The 18,618-nt window shown below is 67.4% G+C and carries 22 protein-coding genes and 1 pseudogene; 14 read left to right on the top strand and 9 right to left on the bottom strand.

What is annotated here, in order from left to right:
• Window positions 1–9: 9 nt before the first annotated feature.
• Complete coding sequence (locus JOE31_RS18135) at window positions 10–528, top strand: DUF3592 domain-containing protein (protein WP_209746978.1); 519 nt, start codon at window positions 10–12, stop codon at window positions 526–528.
• 9 nt (window positions 529–537) lie between these two features.
• On the top strand, window positions 538–1,038 hold the full coding sequence (locus tag JOE31_RS18130) for a GNAT family N-acetyltransferase (protein ID WP_209746976.1): 501 nt from the start codon (window positions 538–540) through the stop codon (window positions 1,036–1,038).
• A 1-nt stretch (window position 1,039) separates the two neighbouring features.
• On the opposite strand, the gene JOE31_RS18125 is transcribed toward JOE31_RS18130, so the two are convergent.
• Window positions 1,040–1,273, bottom strand: coding sequence for a helix-turn-helix transcriptional regulator (locus JOE31_RS18125; protein ID WP_209746974.1), 234 nt, complete (start codon window positions 1,271–1,273; stop codon window positions 1,040–1,042).
• Window positions 1,273–1,773 (bottom strand): DUF2975 domain-containing protein, encoded by a 501-nt coding sequence (locus JOE31_RS18120; RefSeq protein ID WP_209746972.1) that lies wholly within the window; start codon window positions 1,771–1,773, stop codon window positions 1,273–1,275. Before JOE31_RS18120 ends, JOE31_RS18125 begins: the two co-directional genes overlap by 1 nt.
• Window positions 1,774–1,905: 132 nt before the next feature.
• On the opposite strand from JOE31_RS18120, the gene JOE31_RS18115 reads away from it, so the two are divergent.
• A complete protein-coding gene (locus JOE31_RS18115) occupies window positions 1,906–2,904 on the top strand; it encodes a squalene cyclase (RefSeq protein ID WP_209748579.1) in 999 nt (332 codons plus the stop codon).
• Between the two features lie 41 nt (window positions 2,905–2,945).
• On the opposite strand, the gene JOE31_RS18110 is transcribed toward JOE31_RS18115, so the two are convergent.
• On the bottom strand, window positions 2,946–5,300 hold the full coding sequence (locus JOE31_RS18110; RefSeq protein WP_209746970.1) for a glycoside hydrolase family 3 N-terminal domain-containing protein: 2,355 nt from the start codon (window positions 5,298–5,300) through the stop codon (window positions 2,946–2,948).
• Between the two features lie 222 nt (window positions 5,301–5,522).
• Here JOE31_RS18110 and JOE31_RS18105 point away from each other — a divergent pair, with 222 nt between their 5' ends.
• The 10 genes from JOE31_RS18105 to JOE31_RS18060 all read left to right on the top strand — a co-directional run bounded on the left by JOE31_RS18105 (window position 5,523) and on the right by JOE31_RS18060 (window position 14,669).
• On the top strand, window positions 5,523–6,659 hold the full coding sequence (locus JOE31_RS18105; RefSeq protein ID WP_209746968.1) for a Gfo/Idh/MocA family protein: 1,137 nt from the start codon (window positions 5,523–5,525) through the stop codon (window positions 6,657–6,659).
• Between the two features lie 28 nt (window positions 6,660–6,687).
• A complete protein-coding gene (locus JOE31_RS18100; protein WP_209746966.1) occupies window positions 6,688–7,653 on the top strand; it encodes a PmoA family protein in 966 nt (321 codons plus the stop codon).
• A gap of 3 nt (window positions 7,654–7,656) precedes the next feature.
• Window positions 7,657–8,388, top strand: coding sequence for a cupin domain-containing protein (locus JOE31_RS18095; RefSeq protein ID WP_209746965.1), 732 nt, complete (start codon window positions 7,657–7,659; stop codon window positions 8,386–8,388).
• A gap of 36 nt (window positions 8,389–8,424) precedes the next feature.
• Window positions 8,425–9,450 (top strand): LacI family DNA-binding transcriptional regulator, encoded by a 1,026-nt coding sequence (locus JOE31_RS18090; protein ID WP_209746963.1) that lies wholly within the window; start codon window positions 8,425–8,427, stop codon window positions 9,448–9,450.
• 67 nt (window positions 9,451–9,517) lie between these two features.
• Window positions 9,518–9,859 (top strand): cupin domain-containing protein, encoded by a 342-nt coding sequence (locus JOE31_RS18085; protein WP_209746961.1) that lies wholly within the window; start codon window positions 9,518–9,520, stop codon window positions 9,857–9,859.
• Window positions 9,860–9,936: 77 nt separating this feature from the next.
• On the top strand, window positions 9,937–11,298 hold the full coding sequence (locus tag JOE31_RS18080; RefSeq protein WP_209746959.1) for an MFS transporter: 1,362 nt from the start codon (window positions 9,937–9,939) through the stop codon (window positions 11,296–11,298).
• Between the two features lie 221 nt (window positions 11,299–11,519).
• Window positions 11,520–12,965 (top strand): GDSL-type esterase/lipase family protein, encoded by a 1,446-nt coding sequence (locus JOE31_RS18075; RefSeq protein ID WP_209746957.1) that lies wholly within the window; start codon window positions 11,520–11,522, stop codon window positions 12,963–12,965.
• Window positions 12,966–13,197: 232 nt separating this feature from the next.
• Window positions 13,198–13,449: a DUF1326 domain-containing protein gene (locus JOE31_RS18070; RefSeq protein ID WP_245199250.1), complete on the top strand. Its 252-nt coding sequence runs from the start codon at window positions 13,198–13,200 to the stop codon at window positions 13,447–13,449.
• 42 nt (window positions 13,450–13,491) lie between these two features.
• A complete protein-coding gene (locus JOE31_RS18065) occupies window positions 13,492–14,175 on the top strand; it encodes a DUF2182 domain-containing protein (RefSeq protein ID WP_307864446.1) in 684 nt (227 codons plus the stop codon).
• 80 nt (window positions 14,176–14,255) lie between these two features.
• Entirely contained in the window at window positions 14,256–14,669 is a 414-nt protein-coding gene (locus tag JOE31_RS18060) for an ester cyclase (protein WP_209746953.1), read from the top strand.
• Window positions 14,670–14,780: 111 nt separating this feature from the next.
• Here the strand turns inward: JOE31_RS18060 and JOE31_RS18055 are convergent, their stop codons facing one another.
• Complete coding sequence (locus JOE31_RS18055; RefSeq protein WP_209746952.1) at window positions 14,781–16,067, bottom strand: MFS transporter; 1,287 nt, start codon at window positions 16,065–16,067, stop codon at window positions 14,781–14,783.
• Window positions 16,068–16,323: 256 nt separating this feature from the next.
• Window positions 16,324–16,449 carry a hypothetical protein gene (locus JOE31_RS21740; RefSeq protein WP_280872986.1) on the bottom strand — a complete coding sequence of 42 codons (126 nt, stop codon included), beginning with the start codon at window positions 16,447–16,449 and terminating at the stop codon, window positions 16,324–16,326.
• A gap of 176 nt (window positions 16,450–16,625) precedes the next feature.
• On the opposite strand from JOE31_RS21740, the gene JOE31_RS18050 reads away from it, so the two are divergent.
• The gene (locus JOE31_RS18050) at window positions 16,626–16,946 is read left to right on the top strand and encodes a GYD domain-containing protein (RefSeq protein WP_011690798.1); all 321 of its coding nucleotides are present in this window, start codon (window positions 16,626–16,628) and stop codon (window positions 16,944–16,946) included.
• Window positions 16,947–17,067: 121 nt separating this feature from the next.
• Here JOE31_RS18050 and JOE31_RS18045 read toward each other — a convergent pair.
• From JOE31_RS18045 to JOE31_RS18030, 4 genes and pseudogenes are all read right to left on the bottom strand, one after another.
• Window positions 17,068–17,274, bottom strand: a pseudogene (locus JOE31_RS18045) (alpha-amylase family glycosyl hydrolase); the annotation flags it as partial.
• 8 nt (window positions 17,275–17,282) lie between these two features.
• Window positions 17,283–17,678, bottom strand: coding sequence for a DUF1801 domain-containing protein (locus JOE31_RS18040; RefSeq protein ID WP_209746950.1), 396 nt, complete (start codon window positions 17,676–17,678; stop codon window positions 17,283–17,285).
• Between the two features lie 16 nt (window positions 17,679–17,694).
• Window positions 17,695–18,192: a DinB family protein gene (locus tag JOE31_RS18035; RefSeq protein WP_209746948.1), complete on the bottom strand. Its 498-nt coding sequence runs from the start codon at window positions 18,190–18,192 to the stop codon at window positions 17,695–17,697.
• Window positions 18,193–18,269: 77 nt separating this feature from the next.
• Window positions 18,270–18,593: a hypothetical protein gene (locus JOE31_RS18030; RefSeq protein WP_209746946.1), complete on the bottom strand. Its 324-nt coding sequence runs from the start codon at window positions 18,591–18,593 to the stop codon at window positions 18,270–18,272.
• Between the last annotated feature and the right edge of the window lie 25 nt (window positions 18,594–18,618).

Raw genomic sequence — 18,618 nt, 5'->3', positions numbered from 1 at the left:
AATGGGGGCGTGACCTCACCGAACGTAACCGTGAACCGTAAGTCGAAACTGAAGCCGTGGGGGCTGGGCAGCCTGGTGGTGACCGTCCTGGTCCTCTGTCTCGGACCGGTTCTGATGGTGGTGGGCACACTGCAGGTCAACGCCGACGCGGAGTTGGTGCGGACCGGGGAACAGGTCCCTGGAACGATCACGGAATTCCACGACAGGTCGAAGGCTTCCGCCCGCAGGATGAAAGTGGAGTTCCAGACAGCCGACGGTGCGGCCCGGTACGAGTGGGTTGCGGTGGACTTTGAACAGCACCCCGTGGTGGGCGAGGAGGTTACGGTGGTCTACCGGGAATCCGACCCCGGTCAGGCCGCGGTGCCGGGGTTTGAAAGCGACGGCGTGTTCTTTAGGGGAGTCGGCACCGTCCTCACCGTTATTTTCGGGGGAATCGCCATCTTCCTGGTCATCTGTTACCTGCTGGGCGTCAGGAAAGACCGGAAGAAGCTCGACGAACAGCGAAGCGAAGGCAGGCACGGCGGTTAGGCTGAAGTGATGGACTACCGCATCCGTCAGGCCACTCCCGAGGACGCTGAAGCCGTGGTGCGGATGCACACCCTGGCACACGAGGAGTGCTACGCGGACCAGTTGTCACCGGAATTCTTCCGGGCCCGCAGGGCCAGCATTCCCGAACGCGTTGAACAGCGTCGACAATTCCTGGCAGCCCCTGACCCGCGGCTCATTGCCCTTGACGACAGCAACGAAGTGGTAGGGCTGGCCGACGCGGGCCCCGGCCTCGATGCGGACGGGCCTGAACAGTTGGAGGTGTATGCGATCTACGTCCTCCGACGCACGTACGGCACCGGCCTTGGTGCCGCCCTGCTTCGTGCCGCCGTCAGCGATTCACCGGCGTACCTTTGGGTGCTCGAGGACAATCCCCGGGCGCGGGCCTTCTACCTCAAACACGGCTTTCGGCCCGACGGCGCACGCAAACTGCTTCCGCCCGAGTGGGAGGAGCTCCCCGTGATCCGGATGGTCCGGCCAGGCAGAACGTAGGCTAATCAGCAGCGTCCGGCTCCGCGGTGTTCTCCGGCTCCCAACGCAGCAGGTCGCCGGGCTGGCACTCCAGCACCTCGCATAACGCCTCAAGGGTGGTGAAGCGTACCGCTTTGGCCCGGCCGTTCTTGAGTACGGCCAAGTTTGCGGGCGTGATCCCCACCCGGTCCGCGAGCGCACCGACGGGCATCTTGCGCTTGGCAAGCATCACGTCGATGTCCACGATGATCGGCATCAGATCACCTCGTCGAGTTCGTCCTGCAGGTGCCTGGCTTCGGCATCGCGGGCCACCGCCTGCGCCAGCAGCATGCGCAGTATGACGACCACCAAGGCGACCCCGGCGATCAGCAATCCGGCACCGCCAATCAGGAGGACGACCCCGGGAGCGACGGATTCGCCCGGGGCAAAGACGACGCCGAGAGCGAATGTGAGCAGTGATGCCGCGGCGATGGCGCCGGCCACCACATCCACGTAACGGAAAGCGGCGTGCGAGAACACCGTGCCCCGCCGCACCATTGTGAGCAGCCGCCAGACGCAGAGCATGGAGACCTGGACGGTCAGGATGCCCAGGAGAACTATCACGATGACCGGAACGCTGACGCTGGCGATATCGGGGCCCATGTCCTCGTTGAGGTCCCGGGCCAGCAGCGGCACCATCACCGCCTGCACGAACACGGAACCGGTAATTCCCATCGCGAGGACAATCCGCAGCGCGAGGACGGTCAGCTTTCCCATCAAGTCTCCTAGGTGTCGAATAACAGCTAAAGAGTATCGATAATCGATAGCTTGAGCAAGGCGTGCATGGCTAATGCCGCTGCCGCCGGAAAAGCGGCCCGCCGGAGCAGCGGCCGTGGTAGCCTGCCGACGATGGCTGTGGACCCTGCCCTGCTCGACTGGCTGCTTGACTCCGACCCGGCGCTGCGCTGGCAGGTGGAGCGCGACCTTGCGGGCGCCCCGCGTGAAATGTGGGGCGCCACCCGGGCGCGGCTTGCGACGGAAGGGTTCGCGGCGCGGCTGCTTGCGCTACAGGATCCCGACGGGCAGTGGGCAGGTGGAGCGTTCTTCCCTGGCGACTTCGACTTCCACGGTCCCGAGGCGGCCCCTGATGCCGGGCAGCCATGGACCGCAACGACGTGGACGCTCAACGCTCTCCGCGACTGGGGCCTTGATGCAGCCGTCCTTGCAGGCACGGCCGAGCTCCTCGCCGCAAACAGCCGCTGGGAGTACGACAACCTGCCCTACTGGGGCGGCGAGGTGGACTGCTGCATCAACGCCTACGCACTTGCCAACGGGGCGTGGCTCGGCGCGGACGTCACCGGAATTGCCCAGTGGTTCCTGGACCGCCGCATGGCCGACGGCGGCTGGAACTGCGAGTGGGTGGAAGGCTCCACACGTTCGTCATTCCATTCCACGCTCAACTCCCTGAAGGGGCTGCTCTACTACGAGGCCGCCACCGGCGGAAGTAACGGGCTGCGAGCCGCACGCCGGGCCGGGGAGGAATACCTGTTGCAGCGCCGGTTGCTCCGCACCCTCTCCACCGGAGAGTTTGTGGGGCCGTGGGTAACGCATTTCGCGTACCCCTTCCGCTCGTTTTACAGCGCGCTCAACGCGGCGGACTACTTCCGCGAAGCCGCACTCCACGACGCTACCCTGCCCGATCCGCGGCTGGCCGACGCGATCGGGGTGATCAGAACGGCCCGCCGCTCTGACGGCACGTGGCTGCAGGAGCGCCGCCACCCGGGGCGGGTGTGGTTCGAGGTGGACGTGGCTCCCGGCGAGCCGTCCAAGTGGCTGACGTTCTTCGGCACCCGCGTTCTTGCGTGGTGGGACGCGGCAGGCGGGGCCGCAAGTGTCCGTTCGCGCTGAACCTGAGGGGCGCTGAGCCTTAAAGGGCGGGGGCGGGGTGGCTAGGGCAGGGGCCTGACCTCCGCCGGCGTGAGCATCTCCCGCCCGAAGCCCACCACGCGGCGCTCGCCGTGCAGGATCAGTTCGTGGGTGTGGACGTCGTGCGTGCTCGACGTCGACACGTGCAGCTTTACGAGGCCCGGCGCCACGATGCGCTCCAGATTCAGCCCGGTGAAGGACGTGCGGTCCGCATGGACGGTGAACGTCACCGCTGCGGAGGCGCCGGCGGCCAGATCCACCCGGGCGTAGCCGACCAGTTCGCGCACCGGCCGGACCACTTCGCCCACCGGGTCCGACAGGTACAGCTGCACCACTTCGGCGCCGTCAGCGGAGCCGGTGTTGGTGACCGTGCAGCTTACGGTGACGGCGTCCGACGTCGACACCGTGGGCGCGCTGGCCACATGGTCCGAGACCTCAAAGGACGTGAAGGACAGTCCGTGCCCGAAGCCGAACAGCGGTGACGGGTCCAACGCGCTGACGCCGCTGGGGCCGGCCAGCGCGCTATGCAGGTAGGTGCCCGGCTGGCCGCCGGAGGTGCGCGGAACCGATACCGGCAGTTTGCCGGACGGATTCACGACGCCGGTCAGCACATCCCACAGCGCCTCGGCACCTTCCTCTCCGGGGAAGAAGCCCTGGACGATGGCGTCGGCACGGTCCACGAAGTCGCCCATTGCGTAGGGCCTGCCGCTGAGCACAACAACCACGGTCCGGGTACCGGCATCCGCGGCCGCCGCGAGGACCCGGTCCAGCATGGCGTGCTGGTCGCCGGGCAGGCGGAGGTCGGCGGCATCGTTGCCCTCGCCTGACGTACCGCGCCCAAACAGCCCGGCGTTGTCACCCACCACAATCACGCAGGTGTCCACGGACTCGGCGATGCGGCACGCCTCCGTGATCTGCTCCTCACTGGCGCTTTCGCAGGTACCTGTGGCGGAGCTGCGGACCGCACCCCACCGGGCCAACGCCGCCTCCGCCACGGTGGGCACCGAGATGCCCATCGGCACGTCCGGATGCGAGGCGCCCACATGGGCGTCGAAGGAGTAGCAGCCCAGCATCGCGAAGGGATCTTCCGCCAGCGGGCCCACCACTCCCATCGAACCCAGGGCGGACAGTGGCAGCGGCAGCGCCGGGCCGCCGTCGAACGTCCTGTTGCTCAGCAGCACCAGCGATTGTGCCGCCAGCTGCCGCGCAAGCGAGCGGTTCTCCGCCGGGTCCAGGTCAATGGCTCCGCCGGCCAGGGCAGGCGGGGCGGGATCGAAGTCCGGGGACAGCAGTCCGACTTCGAGCTTCTGGGTGAGCACCCGGCGCAGGGCGGTGTCGATCACGGATTCATCCAGCACGCCGTCGCGGACCCGCTGGAGCAGCGGCTCGCCGTAGCAGTTCACGGTGGGGAGTTCGACGTCGACCCCCGCCTGGAGTGCCAGCACGGCGGCATCGCCGGCATCGGCGGCCACGCCGTGGGTGACGTTGAGGAAGGCGACCCCGAAGTAGTCGGCCACCACTGTTCCGGCGAAGCCCCATTCCTCGCGGAGCAGCGTGGTGAGGAGCGCCCGGTTTGCGGCCGCCGGCACTCCGTCGGTGTCTGTGTAGGCATGCATGACGGACCGGGCGCCGCCGTGCTTGATGGCCATCTCGAACGGTGGCAGCATCACGTCGGCAAGTTCGCGAGGGCCCATGGAGACGGGCGCGTGGTTGCGGCCGGCACGGGAGGCGGAGTAGCCCACAAAGTGTTTCAGCGTGGCCACGATGCCCCCGGACTCCAGGCCCTGGACGTAGGCGGATGCCACGGTTCCCACCAGGTAGGGGTCCTCGCCGATGGTTTCCTCCACGCGTCCCCAGCGGAGGTCTCGCACCACGTCCAGCACGGGGGCCAGGCCCTGGTGTACTCCCAGGGACCGCATGTCGGCGCCGATCCGGGCCGCCATGTCCCGGACCAGCCCGGGGTTGAACGTGGCGCCCCAAGCGAGCGGCACCGGGAAGGCGGTGGCTTTCCACGCGGCGAGTCCGGCCAGGCATTCCTCGTGCACCTGGGCGGGAATGCCGAAGCGGGAGGCGGCCATGATCTGTTCCTGCGCGGCGGCCAGGCGGCGGGCGCCCTCCGCCGGCTCCAGCGGGGTGGTTCCGTACATGCGGGTGATCTGGCCGAGGCCGTGGGAGATCACGTCATCCCAGGAGCGGGCGTCGCCTGCCATCTGGCTCTGCAGCGGAGCCACCGAGTCGCCGTCGCTGGACGCGTTCACCCACACGCCCGCCAGCTGGGCGGCTTTTTCCTCGAGGGTCATCTCGCGGATGAGGCGTTCGACGGTGTCCGGCCCTGCGGCGCGGGGGAGGGCGTGTTTTTCGGCGGCACCGCTGGTCACGGGCTTCTCCTACGGTTGGAAGTCATTTCTTAGAAACTATCAGAAAGTTATATTTACTTTCTAGACCAAAATTCATTGACTTTGAAGCGCAGAAGTTCCTACGGTTGAAGAGCGGGGCTGGGTAGGTCCTGAAGCTGTATCGGAAAGTTCTGATGCAGGCATGAAACTTTCGGAAAGTCCTGAAGGTAGCCGATGAATTACTGCAAAGGCGGAGAATTTCAAATGCGGACGTACAAAGTGGCCATCGTAGGAACGGGCGGGATTGCCGCGGTGCACGCGGACAACCTGGCACGGACCGGCGGCAGGGCCGAACTCGTGGCGGCCTGCGACGTGGACCAGGCGCGCCTGGATGCTTTCGGCGAGCAGCACGGGATTGCCGGCCGCTACCAGAGCCTCGCCGAACTGCTGGCCGGGGCCAAGCCGGACATCGTGCACCTGTGCACGCCGCCCATGATGCACATCGACCAGGCCATCGAGTGCCTGGAAGCGGGAGTGCACGTCCTCTCCGAGAAGCCGCCGGCGCTGTCCCTGGCCGACTTCGACCGGCTGGAGACGGCGCAGGTGCAGGGCGGCGCGCAGTTCTCCTGCGTGTTCCAGCACCGTTTCGGCGACGCCTCCGCTGCCGCGCAGACCCTGATCGGGGCCAGCGGCTTCGGCCGCCCGCTCGTGGCCCGGTGCGACACGCTCTGGTACCGCCCGGACAGCTACTGGGACGTGCCGTGGCGGGGCACCTGGAACGCCGAGGGAGGCGGCCCCACCATGGGCCACGGCATCCACCAGTTCGACCTCCTGCTCCACCTGCTGGGGCCGTGGGCGGAGGTCACTGCCCTTGCCTCCCGGCAGGCCCGTGCCACCTCCACCGAGGACCTGTCCGCCGCGCTGGTCCGCTTCGAGAACGGTGCCGTGGCCACTGTCATCAACTCGCTGCTGTCCCCGCGGGAGACTTCGGACATCCGGATCGACTGCGAGTTTGCCACCGTGGAGCTGAGCCACCTTTACGGGTACGGCACCAACAACTGGACCGTCACCGCCGCGCCCGGCCATGAAAAGGCGGTCCGGTTTGCCTGGGAGGGCCAGCCGCTGGAACGCGGTAGCGGCCACTCAGCCCAGTTCCTGGCCATGTATGACGCGCTCGACGCCGGGATGCCGCTCCCGGCCGGCGCGGACTCCGCGCGGCAGACGCTGGAGTTCGCTGCCGCGATCTACGCCTCCGCCTTTACCGGCAAGGCTGTGCGGCGTGGCGAGATTGTGCCCGGCCACAGCTTCTACACCGGAATGGACGGCGAAGGCCTGGGCGGCCGGGTCCTGGATTCCACGGCGCTTGCCGGCACCGGCCCGCTCGCCGGCGCCCGCGCCTGAACACACACCCCTACTTTTGGAGATTCCCATGACCAGCACCGCAGTAACCCCTACGGCAGCCGAAGCTACACAACTGAGCTATTCCGACGACGGCGCCGCCCTGACCTTCACCGCCGGGGACCGGCAGATCGCCACGTACACCTACAAGCCCACGGACGACCAGTACGAGAGCCCGCGTCCGTTCTTCCACCCGCTCACCACCCTCGAAGGCGATGAGGTGACCATCTCGCGGCCATGGGACCACGTCTGGCACAAGGGGCTCTCCTGGGCGCTGCCCAACGTTGGGGACCACAATTTCTGGGGCGGAGCCACTTACACCCGGGCCACGGGCTACGCCAACCTGGACAACAACGGTGCCATGGCCCACGAGGCGTTCACCGCAATCGACGACTCCGGTGCCGGAATCACCGCCGCGGAAACCCTGCACTGGTCAGGCCAGGACGGCCAGCCGGTGATCGCCGAGGAACGCCGCTTCAACATCCGGCTGCTGGATGTTCCCGAGGCACCGGCCGGCGCTTGGGTGCTGCTGTTCGAGACCCGGATGGGCAACATTTCCGGTGCGGAATTTGGCATCGGAAGCCCCACCACAGAAGGCCGGGACAACGCCGGTTACGGAGGACTGTTCTGGCGCGGGCCGCGGTCCTTCACCGGCGGCGAGTTCCGCTCGGAGCACGGCGCCGGCACGGACGAGTTCATGGGCACCCGATCACCGTGGATTGCCTTCACGGGCCGGCATGACGGAAGCTGCCGCTTATCCACCATCGCGTTTGTGGAAGACACCGCCAATCCGGGGGCGCCCAACCAGTGGTTTGCCCGTTCCTCGATGTTTGCCTGCCTCGGCTCTGCGCCGTTCTTCAGCGAGGTGGTGCCGCTGCGCGAAGGACAGCCGCTCACGTACCGCTATGCCGTGGTGATCGCTGACGGCGGAGTGGATGATGGTTCCGCCGCGGCGCTGGCCGGCGCCGCCCGGGCTGCGCTGGAGAGCTGGGATTGAGCGGTGATCACATCCTTTCCGGGCGCCACCGGCCTGTCCGAGGTCAGCATCTACGACTGGCCCGGCGCGGACGGTGCCGCCGGCGGCACGCCTCACCTGCACACTGCCTCCACCGAGGCCTATGTGGTGCAGCAGGGAACCGGCAGGCTGGAGACCCTGGACTCGCGCGGGTTCACGTCCACGCCCTTGGCGCCGGGGGTGGTGCTGTGGTTCACGCCCGGCACCGTCCACCGGGCGATCAATGATTCGGGCGACCTGGTGGTCCTCGTGGTCATGCAGAACGCGGGGCTGCCGGAAAACGGCGACGCCGTGATGACGTTCCCGCCCGGGCACCTTGCGGACGCCGGCGCGTACCGCCGCGCCGCGGCGCTGGAACTCACGGATGCCGACGCCGGCGTGGCGGCGGGCGAGGACGCCGCCCGCCGTCGTCGTGATCTGGCGCTGGAAGGCTACTTTGCGCTCAAGGAGGCCGTCCTGGAAACAGGACCCGGCGCGCTGGCCGGGTTCCATGCCGCGGCGGCGCAGCTGGTGAATTCGAAGACCGGGAGGTGGGCGGACTTCCTGGCCGGCGGCGCGGCGCGGCAGGCGGAAATTACCCGGAAGCAGTTGCGTTCTCTGGACACGGCCGAAAGTTTCTATCTGCAGGAAGCGCGGACTACCATGGGAAAACGGAAGACCCGCAGGATGTATGGCATGTGCGGCCGCATTCAGACGTGGGAACTTTCCGATAACTAGCGGTCCGGGCCGGTCCCGGCTGGAAGGTGGGGTTCCATGGTGGGCAAGCAGGACACTGGGCGCGCGACGATCAGCGAAATTGCCAGGGAGGCCGGCGTCTCCGTCCCCACTGTTTCCAAGGTGTTGAACGGCCATGCCCATGTGGCGGCGGAAACCCGTGCCCGCGTGGAGGAGATCATTGCCCGGCGTGACTATGCGCGCCGCCCGGCAAAGCGCAAGCAGAAGGCCGGCCTGATCGACCTGGTGTTTCCCGGGCTGGGCTCGGAGTGGGCGCTGGAGATCATCGAGGGCGTGGAGCGCGTGGCACAGGACGCCGGGTACGGCACCGTGGTGAGCAGCCTCAGCATGGACGGCTCCCGGATCCGGCCGTGGCTGGCGAACCTGGCCGAGCGGAAATCGGACGGGCTGCTGATGGCCGTGTACCAGCTGGATGCCAAGCAGATCCAGCGGATCAAGTCGCTGGGGATCCCCGTGGTGCTCATCGACCCCGTGGGCCAGCCCGGACCGGATCTGATGACCGTGGGGGCTGCCAACTGGGACGGCGCGCACTCGGCCACCGAGCATCTGCTGCAGCTGGGGCACCGGCGGATCGGCATGATCGGCGGACGGGAGGACCTGCAGTGCAGCAGCGCCCGCGAGGACGGCTACATCTCGGCGCTGCGCCGGGCGGGCATCACGGTGGATCACGAACTGATGGTCCCGGGTGACTTCTCGATCGAAGCCGGCGAGGCCGGAACCCGGAAGCTGCTGGAGCTGAACGACCCGCCCACGGCGATCTTCACCGGCAACGACGCCCAGGCGCTGGGTGCCTACCGTGCGGCGCGTTCTGCCGGGCTGCGCATTCCCGAGGATCTGTCCATCATCGGCTTCGACGACATCCCGGCGGCGGAATGGATCGAGCCCGGCCTGACCACCATCCGCCAGCCTGTGGTGCAGATGGCCGAGACCGCCATGCGTGCACTGCTCCGGCACCTGGACGGGGACGAGGAACTGCCGCAGCGGATCGAGCTGGGGACGGAACTGGTTGTCCGGGGATCCACGGCGCCGCCCCGGAAGGGGTAGCTAGCTCGTCCGGATGCAGGACCACCGGCCTATATCGCCCGGGAGTCCTGATAGGTACCGTGGCCTCATGCAGAAGATTTCGATCGAGGCCCTTGCCCGGCAGCAGCTCGCCGCGGCGCTTGCAGCAAACAACGGGCGTGCTGCGGACACCGTATACGGCGGGCACGAGAAGGTGCTCCGCCAGACCGTCATGGCGCTCAAGGCCGGCACCCAGTTGAGCGAGCACCAGAATCCGGGCGACGCCACGGTCTTTGTGCTCCAGGGCAGCCTCCGGCTGCGCGCCGGCGAGAACTCGTGGGATGGCAGGCCGGGCGACCTGTTGATCGTCCCGGACGGCCTGCACAGCCTGGAGGCGGAGGAGGATTCCACGTTCCTGTTCACGGTGGCGAAGGGCGCGAAGCAGGGCTGAGGCCGCCGCAGGGCTCTGACGGCGCGCGGCCGTAACCAAGTTCGGCCTCCCGCGCCGATGTAGGCGAGACTGTTTCCGTGAGCAACAAACCCCGGACAGCCCTGGCCGTTGCCGGCCTCAGCCTGGGCACATCGCTGAACCCGCTGAACTCGTCCATGATCGCCGTCGCCCTTGTGGTGCTGCGCGCCGATTTCGGGCTCGACGTCGCCACGGTCACCTGGGTGATCACAGCCTTCTACCTCACCTCCGCGGCGGGCCAGCCGCTCATGGGCCGGCTGGCGGACCGCTTCGGGCCGCGGCGCCTGTTCAGCTTCGGGATGGTCCTCGTCGCGGTAACCTGCGCGCTGGCTCCGTTCGCTCCCAACTTCGCCCTGCTCTGCGTGGCCCGGGCACTCATGGCCCTGGGCACGGCCACCGCGTACCCGAGTGCCGTCGTCATCGTAGGGGCACTGGACCGCGCCACGAAGGTGAAGTCCACCCGGCCGCTGGGCCGGATCCAGATGGCCAACACCTCCGCGGCAGCGGTAGGCCCGGTGGTGGGCGGGCTGCTGGTGAGCCTGGTCGGCTGGCAGGCGCTGTTCCTAATCAACGTCCCCTTGTCCCTCGCGGCGCTCCTCATCGTCAGGAAATTCGCCCCGGTGGACGAGGACCGCGAACGTGGCAGCGCCTCGGAGCTGCTGCGCGATTCGGACATTCCCGGCATCCTGGGCTTCGTGGGATCCCTGACGCTGGTCATGATGGCGCTGCTGAACGTCCTGCCGGATGCGCGCTGGTGGCTGCTGACCGGCGGCACGGTGCTGGCTGTCCTCTTCGTCTGGCGTGAATTGAAGTTCAGCCCGCCGTTCCTGGACCTGCGGCTTCTCGGACGGAACCGGCCGCTGCTACTGGTCTACCTGGGCTTTGCGGTGTTCAACGGCATCTACTATTTCGCGTTCTTCGGCCTGCCCCAACTGCTGCAGGAAGCGGGCGGTTACGATCCCGGCGTCGTGGGTCTCCTGATGCTGCCACTGGCAGCGATGTCCGTGATTGCGACGCCGTTCGCGGTCCGCGCGATCGATCGCTTCCGGGTGCGGCGGGTGCTGATTGCCGGGGTGCTTTTCCTGGTGGTGGCTGCGGCAGCCATGTGGCTGCTGACCGCCTCCTTCGCCATCCCGCTGGTCCTGGGGCTCACGGCACTGATGGGCATTCCGTGGAGCGTGGTGAGCATCGCGTCCAGCCAAGGAATGTACATTTCCACGCAGCCGCACGAGCGCGGGGTGGCCGCCGGCATCTTCCAGACCTGCCGGTACCTGGGCGCCATCACGGCAACGGTGATGATCGGCATCTTCTACGGCAGCGGCGTGAACCAGGCCAACTGGGGCCTCATGGTGCTCACCATGCTGGTGCTCGGCGCGGTGGCCTTCGGCGTGACACTGCTGTGGCGCGAACGGGCCGGATAGCGCTTCCGTTTTGGCTGGACGGCAGGATCAGGAAATACTGGAACGACGGTTACGCCACGGGGGATGACGAAGTTCGTGCAGGGGGATATATGGGACGCCGTTTCAGGCTGCCGCCACCTGTCTGCACAACCAGGCCGCCCCGGTGCAGGACCGGAGGGCGGCGCGGCCCTGCCGTCCTGATCCTGGCCGCGGCGTTGGCACTGCTCCCGGCATGTGGCGGTTTGGCCAGCGACCCTGATTCCCGGGGCGCGGGCACGGCCACCCAGACGGCCGGACCGGGCGGCAGCGAAGAGACGAGGACCGCGCCCGAGGTCCGTGGCGCGATCGGGAAGCTGTACACCACTAATGCCTGGGCTGCGAAGATCCTGTGGGCACCGACGTCGAACGAGGAATGCAACAAGTCCGGTTGCGTGCAGCATTTCGAAGGTGGGGACATCGCGTGGTCGGCGCGCACCGGCGCGCGTGTTGTGGCCAATGGCCCTGGACGCGACGCCTGGCTCGACGCCGGCGGACAGGAGGGCCGCTTTGGCTATCCCACAACCCACACGGACGTTGGCCTGAGCGACGGCGTGGTGTCCCAGGGTTTCCGGGGCGGAACCATTGTGCACTCCCCGGCCGGAGGCATTCGGGTGGTTTCCGGGGCTATCGGGGCGCACTGGGCTGCAACGGGAGCGACGGACGGCGCCTTGGGATTTCCGGTAGGAGACGAAATCCGTGAAGGGAAGGTTGTGCGCCAGGAGTTTCGCGATGGGTCACTCTACTGGTCGGCGGACACGGCGGCCCACTCGGTCACCCGCGGCGACATCCGCAATCGCTTCCGTGAACTCGGTGAGGAAGCTGGCACGCTGGGCCTGCCGCTGTCCGACGAAATTCCCCGGGACGGCGGTGTGACCCAGCAATTCCAGCGCGGCTGGCTTGTGTGGAATTCGTCCACCGGGGCCAAAGTGGTGCCGAACGAGACCTACCGGATCTGGTCCGAGAACTCTGGCCGCTTCGGTTGGCCACGGCACGACGGATGGGTTGACCAGCGAGGCATGCACGTGGAGTTCCAGGCCGTGGAAACCATCTGGGATCCGCGGACGAAGGAACTCTATTCCGCGGAACCGGTGGATTCTGCCACGGCAGTGATCATCGGCGATTCCCAGCTGGACCTCGATTCATGGGGTGAGCAGGGGACCCGGATGGCAGGCTTTGATCACCAGATCAAACGCGGCTATGGCGGTATGGGGTACGTGGCCACCAACCGGGCCGCCGGTGGCTCCGTCCTGCAGGGCCTCCTGACGGACACCATCCTGTTGCCGCAGGGCGATCCAGGGCTTGTCATCGTGACGTTGGGCGGCAATGACGCACGGATCGGGGCCAGCGAAGCCTTGATCGTGGAGTCCGCCAACCGCACCTGGGATGAGTTGAAGCGCAGGTATCCGCGCAGCACCATCATCATCAACGGGGTTCTCTCCCGCGATGACAACAGCCACTCGCAGCGGCGCTGGGTTGACGGGCTGCTGATGCGCGAGGCAGCGGCCCATGGCCTGAAGAGGATCTCCCTCGCGGGCGCGGCCTCCGCAGCGGGGGCCGCAGGGTACTACCAGGACGCAAACCACCTCACCCAGGCGGGCCACAACATAGTGGCGCCGCTGTACGCCGAGGCTCTCAGGGCAGCGCGCTGAAGTACGTAGCTGGATGCAAATTCTGACGACGGCACGATACCGCAGCGCCGTCTAGTTGCTTCCGGTGGTCCCCATTCTCCGCCCCTATTCCTTGTTTTCACGGCTTATTGACAGCCGGATTCCGCCGGAATACCCTCTGCCTTAACGGGGTATTCCGCTCCGTTTCCTAAGTATTTTCGGCGCCGAATCCGGGCCGCTTCTGCTGGGCGACGGCGCCGGCGAGGAGGGTCCCATGAACGTCTTCCACATCGCGAGCGGGAAGCTGGACGACACGGACCTGTCCGGTGTCGACTTCGCTTTCGCCAACTGGTTCCCCTCCCATCTGGCCGCAGGCGGCTGGAAGGTGGGGGCCGTCGTCGACGACGCCGCTTCGGACGCACAGGTGCGCGCCCTCGGGAGCATCCTCCGGGGCGTGTACGGCGAGACGTCCGATGTCAGCTTCGCCAGTGAAATGGCGGAGTGCGCCCTCAAGGGCCGCGGCTGAGGCCGGCCGATGTATCACCGGAAGCTGGCCAGGAGACGGGGCGTGCAGTCAGTCGGGGACGCCCGCTCTCAGGCCGCCACGGCTCCGCGGATCGACCCGCGGGAAGCCGGCCTCGTCGCCGTCCTCCTGCTCCTCGCCGCGGCGAGTTGGATTGTCACCTCAACCCAGCTGAACGGAATGGACATGGGCCGCTGGACGGATCCCGGCCCGCTGGGGTTTTTCGTCGCCACGTGGGTGGTGATGCTGGCGGCCATGATGTTCCCGTCCATGGCGCCCATGCTGGTGGCCTACTCGCTGTACATGTCGGTTGCGTCGCTGGCTCCCGGGCTCGTCGGTTCGGACCAGGGCGGACGCTCCTTTACAGCCGGCGTGATCCTGCTGGCTTCTGTCTATCAGCTGACGCCCGCCAAGAACGTCAGCCTGATGAAGTGCCGGACGCCCATGGACTTCATCCTGCACCGCATGCGGCCCGGGTACCGGGGAGCGCTGGTCATGGGAATGGAGCACGGCGCCTGGTGCGTGGCGTGCTGCTGGGCGCTGATGGTGGCGCTGTTCGCGCTCGGGGTGATGAGCGTCGGCTGGATGGCGCTGATCGGGGCGTTCATCGCCGGGGAGAAGATGCTGCCCTGGAAGCGGCTCGCCAACCGTTCCGTTGCGGTGGCGCTGGCCGTGATTGCGCTCGGTGTTGCCCTGACTCCTTCGGTGGCAGGCGGGATGGGGATGTAACCTGCCGTCTCCGCCAGAGCGCGGGCGGCCATAGACCGGGGGACTTTTTGACTGGTCTCATCCGAACAAAGGAGCCGAAAATGGCCGAGGGAACTGGACTCCTCAGGCGGTTTTACGAAGAAGTGCTGGTGGGTGGAAATCTTGCCCTGATCGATGAATTCGTGCTGGATGACATCCAGGACCATGTGGAACCGATGCCCGGGCAGCCGGACGGAAAGGACGGCGTTAAGTTCTACACCAACGTCATCCGCACGGCGTTCCCCGACCTCAGCGTCAAACTGGAACCGGCATTCGCCGACGGCAATCTGGAGGCCTCCCACGTTGTGATGTCCGGGACGCACAAGGGGGAGTTCCTGGGTATTCCGGCAACCGGCAAGAGCGTGCAATTCAGCAACACGGACATCATCCGGATCGATGACGGGAAGGTGGCCGAACACTGGGGATCCTCCGACACGCTGAGCCTCATGCAGCAGATCGGGGCAACACCGGCCTAACCGGACGCTGCCCGCACCGGCCCTCCGCTTTGGCCCTGCTCCGGCCGAGGGCCTCATGGCCGACGGCGGGAGTCACCACGTGCGGCACCGTCCCGTGGCGGCGCCGCACCCTTAGGCGCGCGAGGCCGCGTCCGCTGAAGTTTCCGACGGTGCGGCCACGGCGGCGGCAGGTGCCTCCGTCGCCGCTGCAACAGGCGCAACGTACCCGGCCTCTTTCGGACCGGGCGGGTAGGCATGCCTGCGGCCGGTCACCGTGATCACGAGCGCGGCCACGACAGGCACCGCAGCCGCAACGGGCACCATCAAAGGTCCCGCCGTGGTGAGGGCGGCTGCGCCGTAGAGTGCGCCGATGGTGATGCCCAGCTGGATGGTCAGCACGGTGAGGCCGTTGGCGGCTTCCCGGTACTCCTTGCCGGCGCGGAGGATGGCGGACTGGTTGTAGATGCCGATCGCGCCGAAGGCCGCTCCCCATATCCCCATGAGCACCAGGGCTCCGGGGACTGTTCTCCCGCCCAAGGGGAGGAGGAGGAACGCGGCGGCGATGACCGCCGTCGTTATCAGCAGCGAGCGGCGCGGCCGCATGTCCACGGTGATGCCGGCGATCCAGATGCCCACCAGTCCGGAGAATCCCAGGACGGTGAGGGAGAGGGTGATGGTGTAGTCGGGCAGGCCGGCCTCGCGGAGGAACGGCGCGATGAAGGTGAACAGCGCGAAGTGCGCCATGAGCATCAGGGGCCACGCGATGGCCACCGATTTCACGCCGGGCTGGCCGACGGCCTTGCGCAGGGACGGCCGAGGCGCGTCCGGGAGCCGGCGGACGGCGGGCAGCAGCCACATGGCAAGTCCCGCGAGGACCACGCCGGTGCCCGCGAGCAGGAGGAAGGATGCGCGCCAGCCGATCAGCCCGCCCAGTGCGGTTCCCAGCGGTGCACCAATGGCGAGGCCCAGGCTGTTGCCGCTGAAGACGATGGCCATCGCCTTGCCTACCTTGTGGGCGGGGACAATGCGGGCCACGAAGGGCGCCATCGCGGTCCAGAGCAGGCCGTGCGCGATGCCGCCCACCAGCCGGGCGGCAAGGGCTGCGCCGAAGTCGGACACCAGGCCCACCAGGGCGTTGCTGATAGCGAAGGTCAGCACAAGCGCCACCAGGAGCGTGTGCCGGGGGATGCGGGCGAGGAGCATGGCGGCCGGGATCACTGTGGCCACGATGATGGCGGCGTACCCCGCGGTGAGATAGCCGGCCACGGGCTCGGACACGTTGAGGCCGGCGCTGACCTGGGGGAGCAGGCCGGAAGGCAGCAGTTCGGTGGTGATGGCGGTGAAGCCGATCATCGACAGCACCAGCAGCGCGCCGAAGGGCATGCGGTCGCGTGCGGAAGCGGAGGTCGCGGGAGACACGGGTGTGGATCCTTTTCAGGGAGTGGGGAGGAACGCGGCGCCAATTGCCGGGGTCCTGCACTCAAATTACCTGATTTATTTGGCGTCAGGCAGGGTCTGTCAGACCCACCCTGGCGGGAATATTTCGGCGCTGCCGGGTCACGGCAGCCAGGCCGTGACGAAGCCACCCCGGGAGGGGCCGGGACCGCCGGCTGGCTCCGCCGTTGGCCTCTGTCCGGGCGCATTGCCTTCGGTGGCAGCGGGACCGCCCTTTCAATTACGGCCCGCGATCCGCAGCAAACGGATCCACAACGAGCGGGTCGGCCCGGGAGGTTTCGACGGCACGGCCGGCAGCCACGGCAAGGGCTGTCAGCGGCAGCCCGTGGTCGTCCAGTTCTGTCAATTTCTTGCCTCCGGAGATGTGGTGCGTGAGTGTTATGGCTGCTCCTGTCTGCTCAAGATATCCTCATGCATGCCGGGCGCCTATGGACTTTGCGGAACCCGTTGTTCGCGCGCGGATGAGAGCCTACGCTGTGCCCACGGCCCCACCCCGGGGACCGCTTCCAGACAGGAAAGACCATGACCAAGTATCTTTTTGAAGCGAATTACGTGGGCGAGGGAATCAAGGGGCTCATGCGCGAAGGCGGTACCAAGCGGCGTGAGGCGCTGGTCCAGGCCCTTGATTCCGTAGGAGGATCGCTCGAGAGCTTTTACTACGCCTTCGGGGACACTGACGTCCTTGGCGTGTTCGAGGTCCCCAGCTCGGCTGACGCCGCCGCCCTTTCGCTGATGATCAATTCGACGGGCAGCGTGAACGTCCGCCTTAAGCCGCTCATGACGCCGGAAGACATCGACGACGCAGCCAAGAAGACACCGGCGTACCGGGCCCCCGGGCAGTAACGCGGCGGCGCGCGGGGAAGCACGACGGCGGCACCTGCCCGGGTGCCGCCACCCACCTCACTGTCAGATGTCTAGGGTTCCCGCAGCACCCACACCGCGTTGTCCGGCTGCAGCCAGCCTGGTCCACCTGCGGGGAGGGCTGGAACGGCGTCATCCAGATGCCGTCCACACAGAGGGAAGCGATGTACGGGAGGCGGGCGATAAGCCCGGCGAGGTCACCCACGCCGTCACCGTTCCCGTCCGCGAAGGAGCGCGGATACACCTGGTAGAGGACGGCGGACTCCCACCAGCCGGGGACCTTCGCTGATGTCACGGCAGCGGCGCTCACGTGCCGGTCTATCCACCGCCCTTGATCTTCCGCCAGCCCCCGGCGCGGTTGTTGGCGATGATCGCCCGGAACATCTCGCCGAGGGCTTCCTCGTTCACGGCCTCGTCCTCGCGGAAGGCGACGGTGCGGGCTGTTTTGTTGCTGTGCCCGGCGGTGATGATGTTGTGCGGATCCGGGACGATGCCGCCGTCGTACATAAACACGTTCACGTGATCCTTCGCCGCAAGGAGAGCACAGATGTTCCCGTCCAGGACGAAGTAGGGCTGGACGGTGCGTTTGATGGTTTCTTCGACGTCGGGATCCGCGGCGTGGACCAGGTCTCGGACCTGCCGGCAAATGGCCTGCTGCCAGGCCGGGAGCGCTTCGATGTAGCGGTCCACGCGCGGGTCTTTGGTGTAGTCCATGGCTGCGTTCGTTGGCTTAGCCGGCGGTGATCTGCTCGCGCAGGATGTCCGCGTGCCCGCAGTGCTGGGCGAGTTCGCGCAACATGTGGAGGTATACCCAGCGCAGCGGCAGCGGGCCGCGGCGGTTGCCGCGGAGCACGTCGTCGAGCTCCAGGACCGACGTGGCGCGGACGGATGCTTTCCACGCTTCGCGGTGGGCCTGCCGGACGGACGCAATGGTGTCCCGGTCAGTGAGGATGAACGATTCATCCGGGGTGGCCGGGATGCCGATCTCGGCGCGGGACCGGCAGGTGATGGCTTCGTCGAACCAGACCTTCTCCACAAAGGTGGCGTGCTTCACCAGGCCCAGCAGGGTGGTCCGCGACGGCACCAGGGACCGCCGCGCCTGCTCCTCGGTCAGCCCGTCCAGGCAGGCATTCAGCATGCTGCGGTGCTCATGGAGGAACGCCTCGAACTGGACGCGGGCCGGCTGGTTGATGACGTCTTCGGCGAAGGTGGCGGGGAGGGCAGGCATGTGTGAAGTATCGCAAGGACGTCAAGGCGGGGCAACGGCGCAGCTAGTGTGCTCCCCGGACGACGGCGTCCTCCCGCCTAAGAGGCGGAGCGCCGGTGGCGCGCCAAGCGCACCAGCTGGCTGAAGGCAAAGACGAAGACGGCCTCGATCAGCACCATCAGCCCGAGCAGCAGCCACTGCCCCTGGCTGATGAACACGACGGCACCGGTGAGGACCAGCACCGTTCCGAGGACCAGCGCATACACGGCGAAGCCGAAGGCCACCTTGGCGCTGCGCACGCCCGTGCGGAAGCCAAAGCCCATCGGCTCCCCTCCGGGGAGCCCCTCTACGCGGTCGGGGCCTGCGGGTTGGAGCTTGTCGAACTCTTCCCACGGATCCCGGCTCTGGTCCTGTTCGGTCATAACTCCATTATCCCGCCGCCCGGCC

This window comes from Arthrobacter sp. PvP023, assembly GCF_017832975.1.
Taxonomy (GTDB): Bacteria; Actinomycetota; Actinomycetes; order Actinomycetales; family Micrococcaceae; genus Arthrobacter.
Note: the sequence above shows the minus strand (reverse complement) of the source record. Positions and strands in the feature narration are given on the sequence as shown.

What these genes read in the sequence shown, in the direction of transcription:
- JOE31_RS18060 (WP_209746953.1), top strand. Translation starts at nt 14,256, where the DNA reads ATGGCCGAGGGAACTGGACTCCTCAGGCGGTTTTACGAAGAAGTGCTG.
- JOE31_RS18105 (WP_209746968.1), top strand. Translation starts at nt 5,523, where the DNA reads ATGCGGACGTACAAAGTGGCCATCGTAGGAACGGGCGGGATTGCCGCG.
- JOE31_RS18120 (WP_209746972.1), bottom strand. Translation starts at nt 1,773, where the DNA reads ATGGGAAAGCTGACCGTCCTCGCGCTGCGGATTGTCCTCGCGATGGGA.
- JOE31_RS18115 (WP_209748579.1), top strand. Translation starts at nt 1,906, where the DNA reads ATGGCTGTGGACCCTGCCCTGCTCGACTGGCTGCTTGACTCCGACCCG.
- JOE31_RS18050 (WP_011690798.1), top strand. Translation starts at nt 16,626, where the DNA reads ATGACCAAGTATCTTTTTGAAGCGAATTACGTGGGCGAGGGAATCAAG.
- JOE31_RS18070 (WP_245199250.1), top strand. Translation starts at nt 13,198, where the DNA reads ATGAACGTCTTCCACATCGCGAGCGGGAAGCTGGACGACACGGACCTG.
- JOE31_RS18130 (WP_209746976.1), top strand. Translation starts at nt 538, where the DNA reads ATGGACTACCGCATCCGTCAGGCCACTCCCGAGGACGCTGAAGCCGTG.
- JOE31_RS18090 (WP_209746963.1), top strand. Translation starts at nt 8,425, where the DNA reads ATGGTGGGCAAGCAGGACACTGGGCGCGCGACGATCAGCGAAATTGCC.
- JOE31_RS18035 (WP_209746948.1), bottom strand. Translation starts at nt 18,192, where the DNA reads ATGCCTGCCCTCCCCGCCACCTTCGCCGAAGACGTCATCAACCAGCCG.
- JOE31_RS18040 (WP_209746950.1), bottom strand. Translation starts at nt 17,678, where the DNA reads ATGGACTACACCAAAGACCCGCGCGTGGACCGCTACATCGAAGCGCTC.
- JOE31_RS18100 (WP_209746966.1), top strand. Translation starts at nt 6,688, where the DNA reads ATGACCAGCACCGCAGTAACCCCTACGGCAGCCGAAGCTACACAACTG.
- JOE31_RS18030 (WP_209746946.1), bottom strand. Translation starts at nt 18,593, where the DNA reads ATGACCGAACAGGACCAGAGCCGGGATCCGTGGGAAGAGTTCGACAAG.
- JOE31_RS18125 (WP_209746974.1), bottom strand. Translation starts at nt 1,273, where the DNA reads ATGCCGATCATCGTGGACATCGACGTGATGCTTGCCAAGCGCAAGATG.
- JOE31_RS18085 (WP_209746961.1), top strand. Translation starts at nt 9,518, where the DNA reads ATGCAGAAGATTTCGATCGAGGCCCTTGCCCGGCAGCAGCTCGCCGCG.